This is a genomic window from Miniimonas arenae (assembly GCF_006351005.1).
Lineage (GTDB): Bacteria > Actinomycetota > Actinomycetes > Actinomycetales > Beutenbergiaceae > Miniimonas > Miniimonas arenae.
In genome coordinates this window covers 1-16403 of sequence record NZ_VENP01000060.1, presented here as the reverse complement: position 1 = coordinate 16403, position 16403 = coordinate 1, and the positions used below count along the sequence as shown (strand labels likewise).

At 74.0% G+C, this 16403-nt stretch carries 17 protein-coding genes and 3 tRNA genes; 12 read left to right on the top strand and 8 right to left on the bottom strand.

Annotated features, from left to right (window positions below; genetic code table 11):
- Positions 1 to 244 precede the first annotated feature (244 nt).
- A complete protein-coding gene (gene galE, locus FH969_RS12870) occupies positions 245 to 1201 on the top strand; it encodes a UDP-glucose 4-epimerase GalE (RefSeq protein WP_139987494.1) in 957 nt (318 codons plus the stop codon).
- Between the two features lie 105 nt (positions 1202 to 1306).
- Here galE and FH969_RS12865 read toward each other — a convergent pair whose 3' ends face one another.
- The 4 genes from FH969_RS12865 to FH969_RS12850 all read right to left on the bottom strand — a co-directional run bounded on the left by FH969_RS12865 (position 1307) and on the right by FH969_RS12850 (position 4043).
- Positions 1307 to 2239 (bottom strand): cation diffusion facilitator family transporter, encoded by a 933-nt coding sequence (locus FH969_RS12865; RefSeq protein ID WP_108718301.1) that lies wholly within the window; start codon positions 2237 to 2239, stop codon positions 1307 to 1309.
- Positions 2239 to 2646: an ArsR/SmtB family transcription factor gene (locus FH969_RS12860; RefSeq protein WP_108718302.1), complete on the bottom strand. Its 408-nt coding sequence runs from the start codon at positions 2644 to 2646 to the stop codon at positions 2239 to 2241. The genes FH969_RS12865 and FH969_RS12860 overlap by 1 nt, the downstream gene beginning before the upstream one ends.
- A 120-nt stretch (positions 2647 to 2766) precedes the next feature.
- Complete coding sequence (locus tag FH969_RS12855) at positions 2767 to 3678, bottom strand: N-acetylmuramoyl-L-alanine amidase family protein (RefSeq protein WP_180359798.1); 912 nt, start codon at positions 3676 to 3678, stop codon at positions 2767 to 2769.
- 17 nt (positions 3679 to 3695) lie between these two features.
- Positions 3696 to 4043, bottom strand: coding sequence for a metallopeptidase family protein (locus FH969_RS12850; RefSeq protein WP_108720034.1), 348 nt, complete (start codon positions 4041 to 4043; stop codon positions 3696 to 3698).
- 128 nt (positions 4044 to 4171) lie between these two features.
- Here FH969_RS12850 and FH969_RS12845 point away from each other — a divergent pair.
- From FH969_RS12845 to FH969_RS12825, 5 genes are all read left to right on the top strand, one after another.
- Positions 4172 to 4244: transfer RNA gene (locus FH969_RS12845), tRNA-Glu, on the top strand.
- 59 nt (positions 4245 to 4303) lie between these two features.
- Positions 4304 to 4377: transfer RNA gene (locus tag FH969_RS12840), tRNA-Asp, on the top strand.
- A gap of 54 nt (positions 4378 to 4431) precedes the next feature.
- Positions 4432 to 4504, top strand: a tRNA-Phe gene (locus tag FH969_RS12835).
- A 99-nt stretch (positions 4505 to 4603) separates the two neighbouring features.
- A complete protein-coding gene (locus FH969_RS12830) occupies positions 4604 to 5140 on the top strand; it encodes a thiamine pyrophosphate-binding protein (protein ID WP_108718304.1) in 537 nt (178 codons plus the stop codon).
- On the top strand, positions 5137 to 5775 hold the full coding sequence (locus FH969_RS12825) for a thiamine pyrophosphate-dependent enzyme (RefSeq protein WP_180359797.1): 639 nt from the start codon (positions 5137 to 5139) through the stop codon (positions 5773 to 5775). Before FH969_RS12830 ends, FH969_RS12825 begins: the two co-directional genes overlap by 4 nt.
- 177 nt (positions 5776 to 5952) lie before the next feature.
- On the opposite strand, the gene FH969_RS16170 is transcribed toward FH969_RS12825, so the two are convergent.
- Positions 5953 to 6141 carry a pentapeptide repeat-containing protein gene (locus FH969_RS16170; RefSeq protein WP_425462465.1) on the bottom strand — a complete coding sequence of 63 codons (189 nt, stop codon included), beginning with the start codon at positions 6139 to 6141 and terminating at the stop codon, positions 5953 to 5955.
- A 76-nt stretch (positions 6142 to 6217) separates the two neighbouring features.
- On the opposite strand from FH969_RS16170, the gene FH969_RS12820 reads away from it, so the two are divergent.
- A complete protein-coding gene (locus tag FH969_RS12820; RefSeq protein ID WP_425462464.1) occupies positions 6218 to 8989 on the top strand; it encodes a hypothetical protein in 2772 nt (923 codons plus the stop codon).
- A gap of 1 nt (position 8990) precedes the next feature.
- On the opposite strand, the gene FH969_RS12815 is transcribed toward FH969_RS12820, so the two are convergent.
- The 3 genes from FH969_RS12815 to FH969_RS12805 form a co-directional block, all read right to left on the bottom strand.
- Entirely contained in the window at positions 8991 to 9425 is a 435-nt protein-coding gene (locus tag FH969_RS12815; protein ID WP_139987490.1) for a DUF779 domain-containing protein, read from the bottom strand.
- A gap of 147 nt (positions 9426 to 9572) precedes the next feature.
- On the bottom strand, positions 9573 to 11096 hold the full coding sequence (gene exaC, locus FH969_RS12810; protein ID WP_108718308.1) for an acetaldehyde dehydrogenase ExaC: 1524 nt from the start codon (positions 11094 to 11096) through the stop codon (positions 9573 to 9575).
- Positions 11097 to 11257: 161 nt separating this feature from the next.
- Positions 11258 to 12511: a helix-turn-helix domain-containing protein gene (locus FH969_RS12805; protein ID WP_108718309.1), complete on the bottom strand. Its 1254-nt coding sequence runs from the start codon at positions 12509 to 12511 to the stop codon at positions 11258 to 11260.
- Between the two features lie 86 nt (positions 12512 to 12597).
- Here FH969_RS12805 and FH969_RS12800 point away from each other — a divergent pair, with 86 nt between their 5' ends.
- From FH969_RS12800 to FH969_RS12780, 5 genes are read left to right on the top strand one after another with little or no spacing between them, the layout of a single operon-like run.
- Positions 12598 to 13620, top strand: coding sequence for an asparaginase (locus FH969_RS12800; RefSeq protein ID WP_108718310.1), 1023 nt, complete (start codon positions 12598 to 12600; stop codon positions 13618 to 13620).
- A gap of 31 nt (positions 13621 to 13651) precedes the next feature.
- The gene (locus tag FH969_RS12795) at positions 13652 to 13972 is read left to right on the top strand and encodes an SAV_915 family protein (protein WP_199916545.1); all 321 of its coding nucleotides are present in this window, start codon (positions 13652 to 13654) and stop codon (positions 13970 to 13972) included.
- Entirely contained in the window at positions 13969 to 14256 is a 288-nt protein-coding gene (locus FH969_RS12790) for a hypothetical protein (RefSeq protein WP_139987489.1), read from the top strand. Before FH969_RS12795 ends, FH969_RS12790 begins: the two co-directional genes overlap by 4 nt.
- An 8-nt stretch (positions 14257 to 14264) precedes the next feature.
- Complete coding sequence (locus tag FH969_RS15330; protein ID WP_180359796.1) at positions 14265 to 15422, top strand: hypothetical protein; 1158 nt, start codon at positions 14265 to 14267, stop codon at positions 15420 to 15422.
- The gene (locus FH969_RS12780; RefSeq protein ID WP_139987488.1) at positions 15409 to 16218 is read left to right on the top strand and encodes a hypothetical protein; all 810 of its coding nucleotides are present in this window, start codon (positions 15409 to 15411) and stop codon (positions 16216 to 16218) included. The genes FH969_RS15330 and FH969_RS12780 overlap by 14 nt, the downstream gene beginning before the upstream one ends.
- Positions 16219 to 16403 lie beyond the last annotated feature (185 nt).

The following is a 16403-nucleotide window of genomic DNA, read 5'->3' as shown; positions in this document are numbered from 1 at the left end:
CACGAGCCCCGCGTCCGTCCCGCGCGCGCTCTGTGACGCTCCCCTCGTGCCGGGCGGCTCGCACGGCCCGCCGCCCGCGCGGCGCCGCCGAACTGGCGCAGCCGGACCCACACAGACGGTCCGCGCCCCGCCCTCAGCATGTTCGTTTCTGGTGGACTATGTAAGAATGTGTCAGAATGGCACAGGCCGCGCACCCGGCGGCCGACAGCGGGCCCGCCAGCCGGGCCGACGAGGGGATGACGCGATGACGTGGCTCGTGACCGGCGGCGCCGGCTACATCGGATCGCACGTGGTGCGAGCGTTCGGGGAGGCGGGGATCGCCGTCGTCGTCGTGGACGACCTGTCCTCCGGCCACCGGGACTACGTGCCCGACGGCGTCCCGTTCGTCGAGGCCTCCATCCTCGACACCGCGGCGCTCACCGAGGCGATCCGGGCGCACGGCGTCACGGGCGTGGTGCACCTCGCGGGCTTCAAGTACGCGGGCGTCTCGGTGCAGCGGCCACTGCACACCTACGAGCAGAACGTCACCGGAACGGCGCACCTGCTCGAGGCGATGGTCGCCACGGGCGTCACTGACCTCGTGTTCTCCTCCTCGGCTGCGACCTACGGCACCCCGCGGGTCGACCTCGTCACCGAGGCCACCGAGACCCACCCGGAGTCCCCGTACGGCGAGAGCAAGCTGATCGGCGAGTGGCTCATCGCCGACGCCGGCCGCGCCCACGGCATCCGGCACACGTCGCTGCGCTACTTCAACGTCGTCGGCTCGCTGCCCGGGCTCGCAGACACGTCCCCGCACAACCTCTTCCCGCTCGTCGTGCAGGCGCTCACGCAGGGCCGCACCCCGCGCATCAACGGCGACGACTACGCCACGCCCGACGGCACCAACGTGCGCGACTACGTGCACGTCGTCGACCTCGCCGCCGCCCACGTGGCCGCGGCGAAGGCGCTGGCCGCGGGCCGCGAGCTCGAGCGCGTCTACAACCTCGGCTCGGGCGACGGACTGTCGGTGAAGCAGATCATGGATGCGTTCGCGCAGGTCACGGGCCTCGACTTCACCCCGGAGATCGGGCCGCGCCGCCCGGGCGACCCGGACCGCATCGTCGCCGACGGCACGCTCGCCGCGCGCGACATCGGCTGGGCGATGCGCCACACGGTCCAGGACATGGTCGCGAGCGCCTGGGCCGCACGGCCCAGCGCCTAACCCACCGCGAGGGTCTTGCGCCCCCACCGCGAGGGTCTTGCGCCCCCACCGCGAGGGTCTTGCGCCCCCACCGCGAGGGCCTTCGGCCCCGCCTGCTCACTGGACTCACGCGTGTGAGCCCACCTCCGGGTGCTCTCGCGTGTGCGAGGCCGGCTCGATCTGCAGGGTGGAGTGCTCGACGTCGAAGTGCCCGTGCAGGCACTCCTGCAGGGCGTCGAGAACCGTGCAGTAGCCGCTCGCCGTCGCGACCTCGTCCGCGACCACGACGTGCGCCGAGAGCACCGGCACGCCTGAGGTGATCGTCCAGGCGTGCAGATCGTGCACCGCCACGACGCCGGGCACGCCCAGCAGGTGTTCGCGCACGTCAGCAACGCTGACCTGGTCCGGCGCGCCCTCGAGCAGCACTCGGGCCACGTCGCGCAGCAGGGACAGCGCGCGAGGCACGATGAGGACACCGATCGCGAGCGACGCGACGGCGTCAGCCCGTTCCCACCCTGTCGTCAGGACGAGCACGCTCGCCACGATCACGGCGGCGGATCCGAACAGGTCCCCGAGGACCTCGAGGTAGGCGCCGCGGACGTTGAGGCTCTCCTCACGGCCGCCGGCGAGCAGGCGCAGCGCGACGAGGTTCGCCACCAGGCCGAGGATGCCGACGGCGAGCATCACCGGCGCCTCGACGGCCTCCGGCGCGGCGAGCCGGCGGACGCCCTCCACAAGCACGGTGATCCCCACGACCGTCAGGATCACGCCGTTGACCAGGGCAGCGAGGATCTCCGCGCGCTGCCAGCCGAAGGTCCAGCGCGGCGTCGCGGGCCGCTGCGCGAGCCAGGTCGCGACGAGCGCGATCGTCAGGCCGGCCGAGTCCGAGAGCATGTGCCCGGCGTCGGCGAGCAGCGCGAGGGAGCCCGAGACGAACGCGGCGACGAGCTCGATGAGCATCACCGAGACGGTGATCGTGAGCGCCGCGACGAGGCGACGACGGTGCCGCGCCCCCGCGGTCCCCCTCAGAGGTGCGCCGGTGCCGTGGTCGTGTCCCATCACGCCTCCTCGTGCTCGTGCACGACGGCGTGCAGCCCCTCCTCGAGGAGCTCCTCCGCACGCTCGACGAGGGAGAGCAGGGCGGGTGTCGCGAGCCGGTAGTAAGTCGCACGGCCCGCGGTGCGGGACAGCAGCAGGCCCGCGTCCCGCAGGACGGCGACGTGCGCCGACGTCGTGGACTGCGCCAGCCCGACCGCGGCGACGAGGTCCGTGACGCGCGCCTCGCCGTCGGCCAGGGCGTGCACGATCGTCAGGCGAGCCGGCTCACCGACGGCGCGGAACGTCGCGGCGACCGCGTCGTGGTCGTGGCGGGGGTGCTGCCCGGCGTCCGGGGCGCCGTGCCGACTGGAGCCTGGAGTGCGGTCGGGCGGGGCGGTCGCGTCGGACACCGCCGTATTCATCGTCATGCGGGGATGCTATCGCCATATGTCGATGTAGCGCTATCCCGAGCTCGCGCGGCTCCGTCACGCTCGCGCTGCTGCGTGCCGCAGGGTGCCGGGCCGGGCGGAACGACGCAGAGCGGCAGGCTAGGACGACGCACCGCCGCGCGCGTCGTCGATGAAGTCCTGCACACCCGCGGCCACGGCCTGCGCGACGGCGAGCTGGCCCGCGGGGTCGGTGAGCGTCGCGGCGTCGCTGGCGTTGCGCAGGTTCCCCATCTCCACAATCACGGCGGGCTTGCTGGACAGGTTCAGCGTGCCGTAGTCGTTCGACGCGCGGATCGCGTCCGCGACGTAGGTCGCCCGCGGGAGCCCGGCGGCGTCGAGGCGGGCGCGGAGGGCCTCCGCCAGGCGCACCGACTCCGCGTGCGTCGCTTGGTCGGGCCCGGGGACCAGCAGGTGGAAGCCGTACTCCCCCGAGGGCGCGCCGTCGCCGTGCAGGCTGACGAGCGCGGCGGCCCGGTCGTTGGCCAGCGACCCGCGCACGTCGACGCAGGGACCCCACAGGGCGTCGTCGTCGGAGTCGCGGGTGAGCACGACCTGCGCGCCGGCGGACTCCAGTCCGGCGGTGAGCGCCTGCGCGACGCCCCATGTGATCGTCGCCTCGGGCACGTCGTCGGGCGTCGCGGTGCCGGTCGTGTTGCACGCCTTGCGCACACCCATCCCCGCGTCGACGTTCGCGCTGATCTCGGCCGGGAAGTGCCGGTTGCCGAGCTGGTGGCCGGGGTCGACGACCACCACGACGCCGGCGAGCGGCGGGTCTGCGGTCGCTACCGCCGTCGGGTTGTCGCTCGGGACTGGGTAACCCTCCGACTCGGCCGGCCCGGGCGACTCCAGCGGCGAGGCTGACACCGACCCCGGCGCGGCGACCGACGGCGACGGCGAGCCGGACGACCCGGGTGCGCTCGCCGTCGGGCCCGGTGGGGTGCAGGCGGCGAGGGCGCACGCCGCGGCGAGGAGCAGTCCCGCACGCAGGGCCGCGACCGCGCGAGCGCTCACCCGAGAGCGATGCTCCGTCACCCCCATCCGAGCTCGTGCAGGCGCTCGTCGTCGATGCCGAAGTGGTGCGCGATCTCGTGCACGACCGTGACGGCGACCTCCTGCGCGACCTCCTCGGCGTCCTCGCAGATCTGCAGCGTCGGGAGGCGGTAGATGGTGATCCGGTCCGGCAGCGAGCCCGCGCCCCACCACTCCCCGCGCTCGGTGAGCGGCGTGCCCTCGTAGAGGCCGAGGAGGTCCTCGTCCTCGCCGTCGGGCGGGGCGTCCTCGACGAGGACGACGACGTTGTCCATCAGGGCGGTGAGCTCTGGCGGGACGAGGTCCAGCCCGTCCGCGACGCACCCCTCGAAGTCCTCGACGCTCATCTCGACGGCCACGACAGCGACGGTACGCGAGCACGCGGTCCAACTGTCCGCGATTTCGCGATGCGCGCCCGCGTCCCGTATGCTCGCCGAGGTCTTGAGCGCCGGGCGCGGCTCGGGAGCCCAAGCGGGCCCCCATCGTCTAGCGGCCCAGGACCCCGCCCTTTCACGGCGGTAGCACGGGTTCGAATCCCGTTGGGGGTACGGATTCGTGTGAGTGGAAACCACGTAGTAAGGTCTCTCCGCTGCCTCGCGCAGCACGAGGCCCCGTAGCGCAGTTGGTTAGCGCGCCGCCCTGTCACGGCGGAGGTCGCGGGTTCAAGTCCCGTCGGGGTCGCGGAACACTCGGCCGGTCGCCTTCCACCCGGAAGGCAGCCGGCCGATCGTTCAGGGCTCTGTAGCTCAGTTGGTAGAGCGCACGACTGAAAATCGTGAGGTCACGGGATCGACGCCCGTCGGAGCCACCCGATCGAACCGCAGCACGCACGCCCCGCCCGGCGCCCACTCAGGCTTCCGAGCGGGGCTTCGTCGTTCGTGTGAGCCGCCGCGACTAGGCTCGTCCAGTGCCCGAGCCCGACGACGACGCCACCGCCCGCGCGTCAGCGACGGTCACGGCACTGCACGAGGCACTCGTCGACCACGACCTCGGCCCCTTCCTCGCCACCCCCTGCGGGATCCTCGCGCCGCTCCTCGGGCGACTCGCGGACGATCCCCGCGCGGACTACCGCGTGGTCACCCGGGAGGACAACGCCGTCGGGATCGCGGCGGGCCACGCGCTCGCCGGACGCCCCGCCACCGTGCTCATGCAGAACTCCGGCTTCGGTCTGTGCGTCAACGCGCTCGCCTCGCTCGTCGTGCCGTACGCCCTCCCGATGCTGCTCGTGGTGAGCCTGCGCGGCACCGGCGTCGACGACACCCCCGAGAACGCCGGCATGGGCGCCCTCACGGCGCCGACCCTCGCCGGGCTCGGCGTCCGCCACGAGATGCTCGACGCCGAACACGTGCCCGAGCAGATCGCTCGCCTCGCGCGCGTCGTGCGCGAGGAGCGCCGGCCGGCCGCGCTGCTCGTGGCCCCCGAGCAGCTCGGGTGGCGGCCGTGAGCGGGACTGACGCGACGCCGTCGCGCACCCTCGCGGGGACTGACGCGACGCCGTCGGGCACCTTCGCCAAGGCCGACGCCGTGGCGCTCGCCCTCGACACGCTGCCCGGCCCCGCCGTGTGCACCACGGGCTACACCGCGCGCCTGGGCGCCGCGCGCGGCGAGGACCGCGTGCTGCCGCTCGTCGGGTCGATGGGCCTCGCGCTGCCCGTGGGCATCGGCATCGCGGCCACCACGGGCCGCACCACGCTCGTGCTCGACGGCGACGGCAGCCTCCTCATGAACCCTGCGGACCCGCTCGAGCTGGGGTCGCGACCGGACCTGCCGCTCGTGCACGTCGTGCTCGACGACGGGGCGTACGCCTCGACCGGCGCCCAGCCCGTGCCGTCGCAGCGGGTGGACGTCCCCGCTCTGGCCCGGGCGGCCGGGGTGACCGACGCACGCCGGGTCGAGGGCGCCGACGCGCTGCGCGCCGCGCTGCTCGAGGCCGCGCAGGCCCGGCGGCCCGTCGTGCTGCACTGTCCCGTCACGTCGGACTCCGGGCCGCCCGCCCCGCGGGTCGACACGCCCCTGCCCACGCTGGCGCGACGGTTCACCATGGAGGCGTTCGAGCGCGGCGAGCCCCGCGAGCGGTAGCGGGGGCGAGCGCCGGCGGCTGCCCACCGCGTGCCAACCGCGTGACCACCTCGTCTCCAGTCCTGACCCACCGCGTCTCCAGCCCCTCCCCACCCATCTCCGGCCCTGCCGCGCCGCCGCCTCACCGAGATCCTCACCCCTGCCTCGCCGCCGACGACGCCGGTGAGACGGCCCCGGCTACGTTGGACCGGTGACCACCGAGCCCGAGAACACCGAGCCCGAGAACACCGAGCCCGAGAACACCGAGCCCGAGAACACCGAGCCCGAGAACACCGAGCCCGAGGACGCCGACACCGCCGACGACGACACGCTGGAGCACGACCGCGGCCTCCCGCTCCACCGGTCCCAGGAGCACCCCGAGGACATCCCCGCCTTCCTCGATCGTGCGCTGGCCCGTGCTCGGGACCTGCTCCCCGAGGTCGAGGACTTCACGGTCGACGGGGTGGCCTTCGAGACGGCCGCCGGCGTGTGGCTCGCCCCGATCGGCGTGTTCGACCCGACGGCTGACGTGTCCCCCAGCCCAGAGCAGGTCGCCGCGGGCGAGACCGACGTCGCCGTATGGGGCCACCGCATGATCGACTGGGCGAACCGTGCTCAGCACGCGATGCGCGCGAGCTGGGGCGCACCCGTCGTCCACACGCCACGCCGCGTCGGCGCGGCCCAGGAGCCCGAGGGGATCCTCGACTACCTGCTCCTCGCGCAGGACTTCGCGCAGGCCGAGGTCTGGGACCGGCACGAGGTCTTCGTCGCGCTGCTCAGCGAGTGGACGGGCGAACCCGGCACGAGCACGCTCCGGCAGATCGCCATGCTGCTGCCGCGCCCGCTCATGATGACGGGGATGGCGGCCTACCTGACGGACGAGACCGTGCAGGAGCTGCTGATGCACGGCGAGTCGCCGGTCGAGCTGCACCGCCGCGCGTGGGTCCTGAGCACCCTCTTCGACCGGGGCGAGGTACACGTCCGGGACGTCTCCATCGAGGCGACGCGGTGCACGCTCCGGTCGCGGACGGGCACCACGTCGACCTGGATCTTCGCCGACGACGGGCGCCAGCTCCTGCTGGTCCACGACCCGGCGTCGGAGTTCCTCACCCTGCTTCGTCGCCTCGACGACGAGCACGTGGACGGAGACGACGGCCTGCCCGCGTCCGACGTCCCGAACGACGACCCGAACGGCGACCCCGAAGGCGACCCCGACGCCTGGACCGCGTCGCAGCTCATCCGCCTGGAGCGACTGCTCGACGGCGTGCCGGAGGACCTGCGCGCGTGCGTCGACGCTCGCGGCGAGACGGTGACGGGCGACGTCGCCGAGCACGCGCTCGCGTTCGGACTGCTGGACGGCCGGCCGATCCCGATCGCCTCGGGCGCGTTCTGGTTCGACGGGTCGGTCTGGCGCGCGAGTCCGGGGCTCGTCCAGGCGGGGTTCCAGAACGACCTCACGCTCGACGACTTCGGGCTCGAGGAGGCGGTACGCATACCCTTCCGCCTGGGCGGCGTCTTCACGCCCGCGACGTTCACCTCCGAGGACGAGCCCGAACCCGTCGTGCTCGAGGTCTTCGACGCGTGCCCCTACCCGGAGCAGCCCAGGCCCGAGGGTGACACCGTCCTCGGCTACGGCGTGCCCCGACCGTACGACCACGAGGCCGTGGTCGAGGCGATCGAGCGCGCGTGCGCCGCCTGGTGGGAGCGCGACCCGGAGCAGGGAACGCTCGGCGAGGACCCCTTCGTCGTCGTGGGCCGCCGCCTGCGCGACGCGGGCGGGCCCGACACGCTCCAGACCGTGCTGGCACGCGGGGAGTACTGGACCGTCGAGGCGCTCAGCGCGTGGAACGCCGACCTGCGCCGGGCGATGACGGCGCGGTGGGGCGAGCCCACAGAGACGGTCTACGACCCGGACCAGCTCGGCCTCGACCACCACACGCCCCTCACGGCCGTCATGCGCGGGATCGGGCTCACCAAGGGCTGGCTGTGGTGGGTGGACGGTCACGCCGTCGTCACGCTGGCGGGGTTCCCGAGGACGGAGCACCGCTCGACGCCCGTGGTGACCCTCGTGATCTGCCGCGCCGACGCCGTCGTGGAGCTGCTCGGTCGGATGACCATCTGGGAGCTGCGGTGGCGCGCCCGCGTCATCGAGAACCTCGCCGCCCTCGCGCACGGCGATCCCGCCGTCCCGCCTCACCTCGCGCTCGACCGAGTCGCCACCGAGGTCGCGTGGCCCGCGTCCGCACCGGCCACGCCGCTGGAGGGATCGCGGATCCAGCCGACCGTCCGCCGGATCCGCATCCGGGCGGAGGACATCGTGTGGACCCTCCACCTCACCCACGACAGGCGCGCCGTCCTCACGTCGCGCCGCCCGGGCGCCTCACCCACCGAAGCAGCCGACCTGCTCGAGGGCCTGCCGAGCGACCTGCGTCCGCTCGTGGTCGCATCCGACGGCGAGGCGTCCGACGGCGAGGCGTCCTCGATCGCTGGAGCGCCACTCAGCGCGGTGTTCTACCGCGACGGCGGGCACTGGCGTGCGACGGACAACATGCTCGCCGAGGCTCGCGCGGCCGGTCGAGAGGGCCGCGACCCTCTCGAGGCGCTGTACTCGGCCGAGGCGGGTGTGCCGCAGCTGCGTCGGGTGCTCGGCCGCGGGCAGCAGATGTCGCCGCGGACCCTGAGCGAGGCCGGGTACGCCGAGCGGACGTTCGGCGTCGAGGTCACACCGGACCAGGCCCTGGCCGCGCTCGAGCACGTCAGCGCGCCACTCACCCAGGCCCTCACCGGAACGCTCCACGACCTCCTCGACGCGATCGTGCAGTTCGACTCGCCGCACCGCTACCTGCTCGACGCCGCGCTCGACACCCTCGACCCGCAGGACCGCCGGGAGAAGTCGCTGTGGCTGCTCGCCAACGGTGCGACGCCCACCACGCAGCTCGCGGCCCGGACGCCCGTCAACGTGCTGCTCGGCAACCCGACCCTCGACGGCGGCGACGCGGTGGTGCTGCGCCGCCTGATCGCCACGGGCGCGGACACGGGACCGGGGCTGCTCGGCTCGCGCGGGACGGACCCGTTCGCCCAACTCACCCGACGGAACCTGGCCGAGGACGAACTGCGGCCGCTCCTCGAGGCGCTCGGGCGGCGGGCGGGCACACCCCACCGTCGCGGAACGGGGCGGGGGCTGGCAGGACTGCGACGGCTCGGCGAACGGTGGCGAGCGCGCCGTACGGGGTGACTCACACGACGCCGGCGGCCGCGAGCGCCCCGTACTCCTCGTCGGTCAGCACGCGCGAGCGGATGAGGAACCGCACGCCCTCGGGCGTCTCGAGCGAGAAGCCCGCCCCGCGCCCCTTCACCACGTCGATCGTGAGGTGCGTGTGCTTCCAGTACTCGTACTGGGCCTTCGACATCCACACGGGCACGGTGAACGGCTCGCCCCCGTCGGCAACCCCGTCGGCAACCCCGTCGGGCACGACGGCGAGGTCCCCCAGGTGCACGTCGGCGTCACCCGTGAGGAACTCCCCGTCGGGGTAGCACATCGGCGACGACCCGTCGCAGCAGCCCCCCGACTGGTGGAACATGAGCGGGCCGTGCTGCGCGCGCAGCTGCACGAGCATGGTCGCGGCGGCGGGCGTGACGGCCACCCGTTCGGGCAGGTCCTGCGACGTCATCGTCGTCTCCTTTCGGGTAGCCCAGGGGACCGGCCGGCTCCCGGTGGAGCCGCGGGCGGGACGGAGCACCGCACGCGGCACCACCGGCAACCGGCCGGTCGCCTCGCCGTCGGGCGGACGGGGTGCCCGACGGCGAGGCGCGTCCGATCAGAAGAAGCCCAGCTCGTCCGGGGAGTAGGAGACGAGCAGGTTCTTCGTCTGCTGGTAGTGGTCCAGCATCATGAGGTGGTTCTCCCGGCCGACGCCGGACCCCTTGTACCCACCGAACGCCGCCGCGGCGGGGTACGCGTGGTAGTTGTTCGTCCACACCCGGCCGGCCTGGATGGCGCGGCCGGCCCGGTAGGCCGTCATCGTGTTGCGCGACCACACACCCGCACCGAGGCCGTACAGGGTGTCGTTCGCCGTCGCGATCGCGTCGTCGAACCCGGAGAACGAGGTGACGGCCACGACCGGCCCGAAGATCTCCTCCTGGAAGATGCGCATCGAGTTCTTGCCCTCGAAGATCGTCGGGGCGACGTAGAAGCCGCCGGCGAGGTCGCCGTCGAGCTCAGCGCGGTGACCGCCGAGGAGGACCTCGGCGCCCTCGCCCTTGCCGATCTCGATGTAGGACAGGATCTTCTCGAGCTGGTCGTTGCTCGCCTGCGCGCCGATCATCGTCGTGGTGTCCAGGGGGTTGCCCTGCTTCACGAGCTTGGTGCGCTCGATGGCGTCGCCGAGGAAGGAGTCGTAGATCTCGTCGGCGATGAGGGCGCGGGACGGGCACGTGCACACCTCGCCCTGGTTGAGGGCGAACATCGTGAAGCCCTCGAGCGCTTTGCTGTAGTAGGCGTCCCGCTCCGCGGCGACGTCGTCGAAGAAGATGTTCGGGCTCTTGCCGCCCAGCTCGAGCGTCACCGGGATGATGTTCTGCGCCGCGTACTGCATGATCAGGCGGCCCGTGGTGGTCTCGCCGGTGAAGGCGATCTTGCGGATCCGCGAGCTCGAGGCCAACGGCTTGCCCGCCTCGACGCCGAAGCCGTTGACGATGTTGACCACGCCCGGCGGGAGGAGGTCGGCGATGATCTCCATGAGGAAGAGGATCGACGCGGGCGTCTGCTCAGCCGGCTTGATCACCACGGCGTTGCCCGCCGCGAGCGCCGGGGCGAGCTTCCACACGGCCATGAGGATGGGGAAGTTCCACGGGATGATCTGGCCGACCACGCCCAGCGGCTCGTGGAAGTGGTAGGCGACGGTGTTCTCGTCGATCTGGGAGATCGTGCCCTCCTGGGCCCGGATGGCACCCGCGAAGTAGCGGAAGTGGTCGATCGCGAGCGGGATGTCGGCGGCGAGGGTCTCGCGGACCGGCTTGCCGTTCTCCCACGACTCCGCGACGGCGATCTTCTCGAGGTTCTCCTCCATCCGGTCGGCGATCTTGTTGAGGATGATCGCGCGCTCGGTGGCGGAGGTCCGGCCCCAGGCGGGCGCCGCCTTGTGCGCGGCGTCGAGAGCCGCCTCGATGTCGTCGGCGTCGCCGCGGGCCACCTCGGTGAACACCTTGCCGGTGACGGGGGTGACGTTCTCGAAGTAGCGCCCGTTGACCGGCTTGCGGAACTCGCCGCCGATCCAGTGGTCGTAGCGCTCGCGGTAGGTGGCGACCGATCCCTCGGTGCCCGGTGCTGCGTAGACGGTCATGGTCAACCTCTCGGTCCGCGTCCGTCGGCCGACCGTGGCGCCGCCCCTGGCGTCCGGTCCGACCGCGCATCACGGCATCGGTGCCGTGATCCGCTGCGAGCGTAGGTCGCCGACCGTTGCACGAGGGTTGCACGTGCCGCAAGGGACGTTCGTCCCGCGCGTCAGGCGAGCGCGCGGTCCAGCGTCGCGAGCCGGGTCCGCGCGCGCAGCGCGTGCGGGCTGCCGCTCGGAGCGACGACGGCCAGGCGCTGCCACGCCCACCAGTCCTCCGCACCCACGTCGGCGGCCGTCCAGCGTGCGATGACGTCGGGGTCGTTCGACGCGAGGACGGCGGCGCGCAGGTCCGCCGCGAGCGCCTCGCGCACCGCGACCACGCCCGGCGCGGTCGAGCGCGCGAGCACCGGGCCGGGACAGCTCGCGAGCGCCTGGGCCACGTCCCCGACGGCGAGGGCCGCCCGCACCGCATCGACATCCGTGTGCAGGTCGCGCACGAGCCGGTAGGGCCGCGACTCCGCGAGCAGCGGCCCGGCGACGCGGCGCAGCCGGGAAACTTCGGCACGGACCGTCACCACCGAGAGGTCCTCCTCGGAGAGCATGATCGCGAGCTCCTCGGAGCTCAACCCCTCGGGGTGCTCGGCCAGCAGGAGCAGGATCTCGGCGTGCCGCCGGTTGAGCCGGACGACCCCCTGGGGCGTGCGCAGCTCGCCGTCGCGTGCGCCCAGCACGCGCAGCCGCGGTTCGGCGGGACCGCTGCCCGGGCGCGTGCCGTCGGGGCCCACGACGCGGGGCGACCGGTCGGTGCGCGCGACGATCGCCTCGACCGCCGCGACCGTCGCGCGGACCAGCGAGCGCGCCATGCCGGACGAGACGGGCGAGCCGCCGGTGATGTCGAGGACGCCGAGCACGCGACCGTCGGCGTCGTGCACCGGCGCGGCCGCACAGTTCAGTCCCTGCACCGGGCGCGACCAGTGCTCGGCGCCGAGCACGTGGACCTCCCGGTCGGTTGCGAGCGCCGTGCCCGGGGCGTTGGTGCCGGCGGTGTCCTCGCGCCACATCGCCCCCTCGACGAATCCCACGCGCTCGACCCGACGCCGCACCACCGCGTCACCCTCGACCCACAGCAGCCGGCCGGAGGCGTCCATGAGCGCCGCGACCCAGCCCGCGTCGGGACCCAGGAGCAGGTCGCGCACCACGGGGATCGCGGGGGCGAGCGGGTGCTCGGCGCGCACGCGCAGGAGGTCCGACCCGGTCAGGTCGACCGTGGGCGAGACGTGCTCAGGGTCCACGCCGCTGCGGCGGCTGCGCCGCCAGGAGTCCGCGACGACGTCACGCACGCCCGGGTCGAGGCGTCCGGACGCGACGAAGCCCTCGTGCGCAGTGCGGACCGCGCTCGGATCGTGCCCGTGAGCCGGCATCGCCTCTCCTCCCCCGGTGCAGGAGCGTGGGGCCGAGTCTACGTGACCTGCCTCACACGCAGACCCTCGCGGTAGCGTGACCAGGCGTGAGCAGCCGTCCGACCCCCGACGCCACGCACGCCACGCACGCCACCGAGACGTTCACCGCACGCGACGCCGTCGAGCTCGCCCTCGTCGAGCGTTCGGGCTTCGTGGAGTCGCGTCACCTCGGCAGCGCCGTCGTGCTCGATCCCGACGGCGTACCCGTGCGCACGCTCGGTGACGTGACGACACCCGTCTTCGCGCGCTCGAGCCTCAAGCCGGTCCAGGCCGCCACGTGCCTCGCGCTCGGCGCCGACCTGCACGACGAGGCGGCCGGCCTGGCCACCGCCTCGCACGCGGGCACCCCGGCGCACGTCGCGGTGGTGGCGCGCATGCTCGCCGAGGGCGACCTCACGCCGTCGGACCTGCGCTGTCCGCAGGCGTGGCCGGGCGACTCGGCCGCGCGGCAGGAGTGGGCCGCGGCCGGCCACGGGCCGGACCGCCTGCACATGAACTGCTCCGGCAAGCACGCCGCGATGCTGCGCGCGTGCCGCGCGCAGGGCTGGTCCACCCACGACTACACCGATCCCGGGCACCCGCTGCAGCGCGAGATCGCCGCGACGCTCGAGCGAGCCGGCGGCGAGCCGATCGCCGCGACCGGAGTCGACGGCTGCGGCGCGCCCCTGTTCGCCGTGTCGCTGACGGCGCTCGCCCGCGCGACGGCGTGGGCTACCGCCCCGGACGCCGCGGATCCCGCACAGGCGGCGGCTGCGCGCGTGGTCGAGGCGGTGCACCGCTTCCCGTGGACGATCGACGGCGAGGGCCGCGAGAACACCCTCGTCATCCAGCACCTCGGGGCGCTGGCCAAGGGCGGCGCCGAGGGCGTGCTCGTGGTCGCTGCACCCGGGGGGTGTGTCGCCCTCAAGGTGCTCGACGGCGCAGCTCGCCCCGCGACGCTCGTCGCGCTCACGCTGCTCACCCAGGCCGGGGCGCTCGACGCCGACGCGGTCGCCGCGTTCCTGCCGCGCCTCCCGCTGGACGTGCGCGGGGGCGACGAGGTCGTCGGCCGCATCCGCGCGGTCGTCTAGGCTGGTCCGTTCGCCTACCCCGAGGAGACCCGTGACCGAGCCGTCCGACGCCCCCGCAGCCCGCGCGGGCGGCCTCCCGTTCGACGTCCCACCCGTCTTCTACGTGCCGTGCACGAGGCACGTGACCGAGCCGGACCAGCTCGAGGTCGTCTACCGGACCACGAAGGACGGCCGCACCGCGCTCCTGCTCTACACGGCGCTCGACCGTTTCCAGGGCTGCAACGGCCCCGACGCCCCGTGGTTCCTCGCGGCGACCAGCTGGCTCGACGAGCTGCGCAAGGTCCGCCCCTACGACGTCGTGTACCTCGACCTCCCGCTGCCCGCGCACGAACGCATCGGCGCGGCGCGATGAGCGTCGAGGTCGTCCCCACCGCGCTCGACGCGGCGGCCACCGCGCTCCAGCACGCCTCGACGGCGGCGCGCACCGCCGTCGTGGCCCCGGGGCTCGGCGACGCCGGACTCGCGAGCGACGTGCTCGCGTCGATCCTCGCGACCTTCCCGCTCGCCGTCGGCGACGTCACGCACGCGGGTGACGTGTGCGCGGGCGACCTCGTCGCCGCCGCCGCGGACTACCGCGGGACGGACGACGGCGTGTCGGAGCGCCTCGCGAGCCGGCTCGCCGGGGGGCCGGTGTGACGGCCGCGATGGACACGCGGCTCGACGGCAGCCCCGCCGCCATCCACGCCGTCGCGTCCTGGCTGTCCGGCACCGTGGTTCCCGCCGTCGACGGGTACGTCGACGACGCCGTCGACGCGCGCTCGACGGCGCTCGCGCAGTGGGGCGGGACGGCCGCCGACGAGTTCGGCGCCACCGCGCTGTCCCTCACGGAGTCGACGGCGGAGGTCACCGGGATCGCCGGGACCGTCGCCGCCGCCGTGACGACCCTCGGCGACTCCCTGCGTCTCACCCTCGACGACCTCGCGCACGCGCGCGAGACCGCTCAGGCCGGCGGACTCAGCGTCTCGGGCACGACGATCACCCCGCCCGCCGAGATCGACGCGTGGCTGCGCGGGCGGACCGGGCCCGCGACGAGCGAGACCCAGCTCACGGCACTCGTGGTGGAGTGGGAGGCGCTCGTCGAGGTCTGGAACTCGTGCGTCGACATCGTCGACGCCGCCCTCGAGCGCTGGCAGCGCGCCGTGGAGCAGATGCAGCGCGTCTGGGAGGAGCAGTCCGCCGCGCTCACCTCCACCGCAGGCGACACGCTCGCGCTCGTGGGTGAGCTCGGTGCCGTCGCCGTCGTGGCGTGGAACCGCAGCATGCAGTCCGCGACGGCGCTCTCCCAGGCGGACGAGCTCGCGAGGCACCTCGCGGCTCTCAACGACCGTGGCCGGATCCTGACGGACGCCAGCCACTACTACGACCTCATGGACCGGCACGCCGCCGCGCTCCGGGAGGCCGACGAGCTCGCCCCGTCCCGGACCGTCTCTCCGCGGGGCGTTCGCATCGCGGGGGGCGCGCTCGCCGTCGCGACCACGGGGTACAGCATCTACGCCGACATCCAGGACGGGGAGTCGGTGGCGCAGGCGGTCACCTCGAACGGCGTCGGACTCGGCGCCTCGCTCGCCGCGGGCGCCGCGACCGGCGCGCTGATCGGCACGGCGATCCCGGTGCCGATCGTCGGCACCGTGGCCGGGGCGGTGGTCGGCACGGTCGTCGGCGGCGTGGTCGGCATCGTCTCCTCGGGGGTGATCGACGGCCTCTTCGAGGGCGACGGCGTGGGCGGCGCGATCGAGAACGGCTGGAACGACCTCATGGAGACGGGCGATGCGATCGGGGACTTCTTCGGTGGCCTCTTCTAGTCCGTACGGCCCACCCGCCCAGGGAGCCGACGCGTGGCGCCGCACCCGACCGCTCGACGTGCTGCTCGCCGTCGTGAACGGGCTCGTGGCGGTGCTGCTCGGGGTTGGAGCCGTGGTGCTGCGATCGCCCGAGGCGGGTGCGGCGGCGCTCGTGGTGGCGCTGCTTGCGGTGAACCTCGTGGTGACGCGGGTGAGCCGGCCTCCGGTCGACGGGCGACGGATCCGCCTCGAACCGGGGCGCACCGTGGTGCCGTTCTCGCGCGCCGGCGACGTGACGCTCGTGCTCGCGCTGGTCGCGATCGTGGCGCTGCTCGCGCTGCTGGCGTGGGCCCCGTCGTTCGGCGGCCGCGCGGGCCTGCTGCGCTGGCTCGCCGTGATCGGACTGCTCACCCTCGGGTCGGTGCTCCCCGACATCCTCCTGCGCGCGACCCGCGCCACCCGCCTCGTGCTCACGCCCGACGGCGTCGCGGCTCGCCTGCCCGACGAGGACGTCGGCGCCCGGTGGGAGGACGTCACCGGCGTCACGGTCGCGGCGGGTCGGGACGGCGTGGTCGTGCGCATTCAGCTCGCCGGCTCCGACGGCGTCGTCCGCACCCCGCGCCGACGCGTGCTCTGGCGCCCCGCGCCCACGCCCTGGATCGACGTGCCGCTGCGCCGCGCGGGCGTCACGCCCGAGGGGCTCGTGGGGGCGCTGCGCCGCTGGCAGCAGCTGCCCGCGAGCCGCTCGCGGCTCGGCACGCAGGAGTCGGTCGCCGACCTCACGTGGGACCCGTCGCGCGGGACGTCACTGACCTGAGTCGCGGGGCGCGCCCGCGCACGCGCTGTCGTGGTCTTCGCTCGCCCTCTCTGCCTCGCCCTCGCCCTCGCCCTCGCCCTCGCGCGGCTTGCGCCCGCCTTCGCGACTGCAGTCCTCGCCGAGTCGGCGCCCGCGTTCTCGGGTCGCTGCTGAACGGGCCGCTTGGCCACATCGCACCCCCGTCG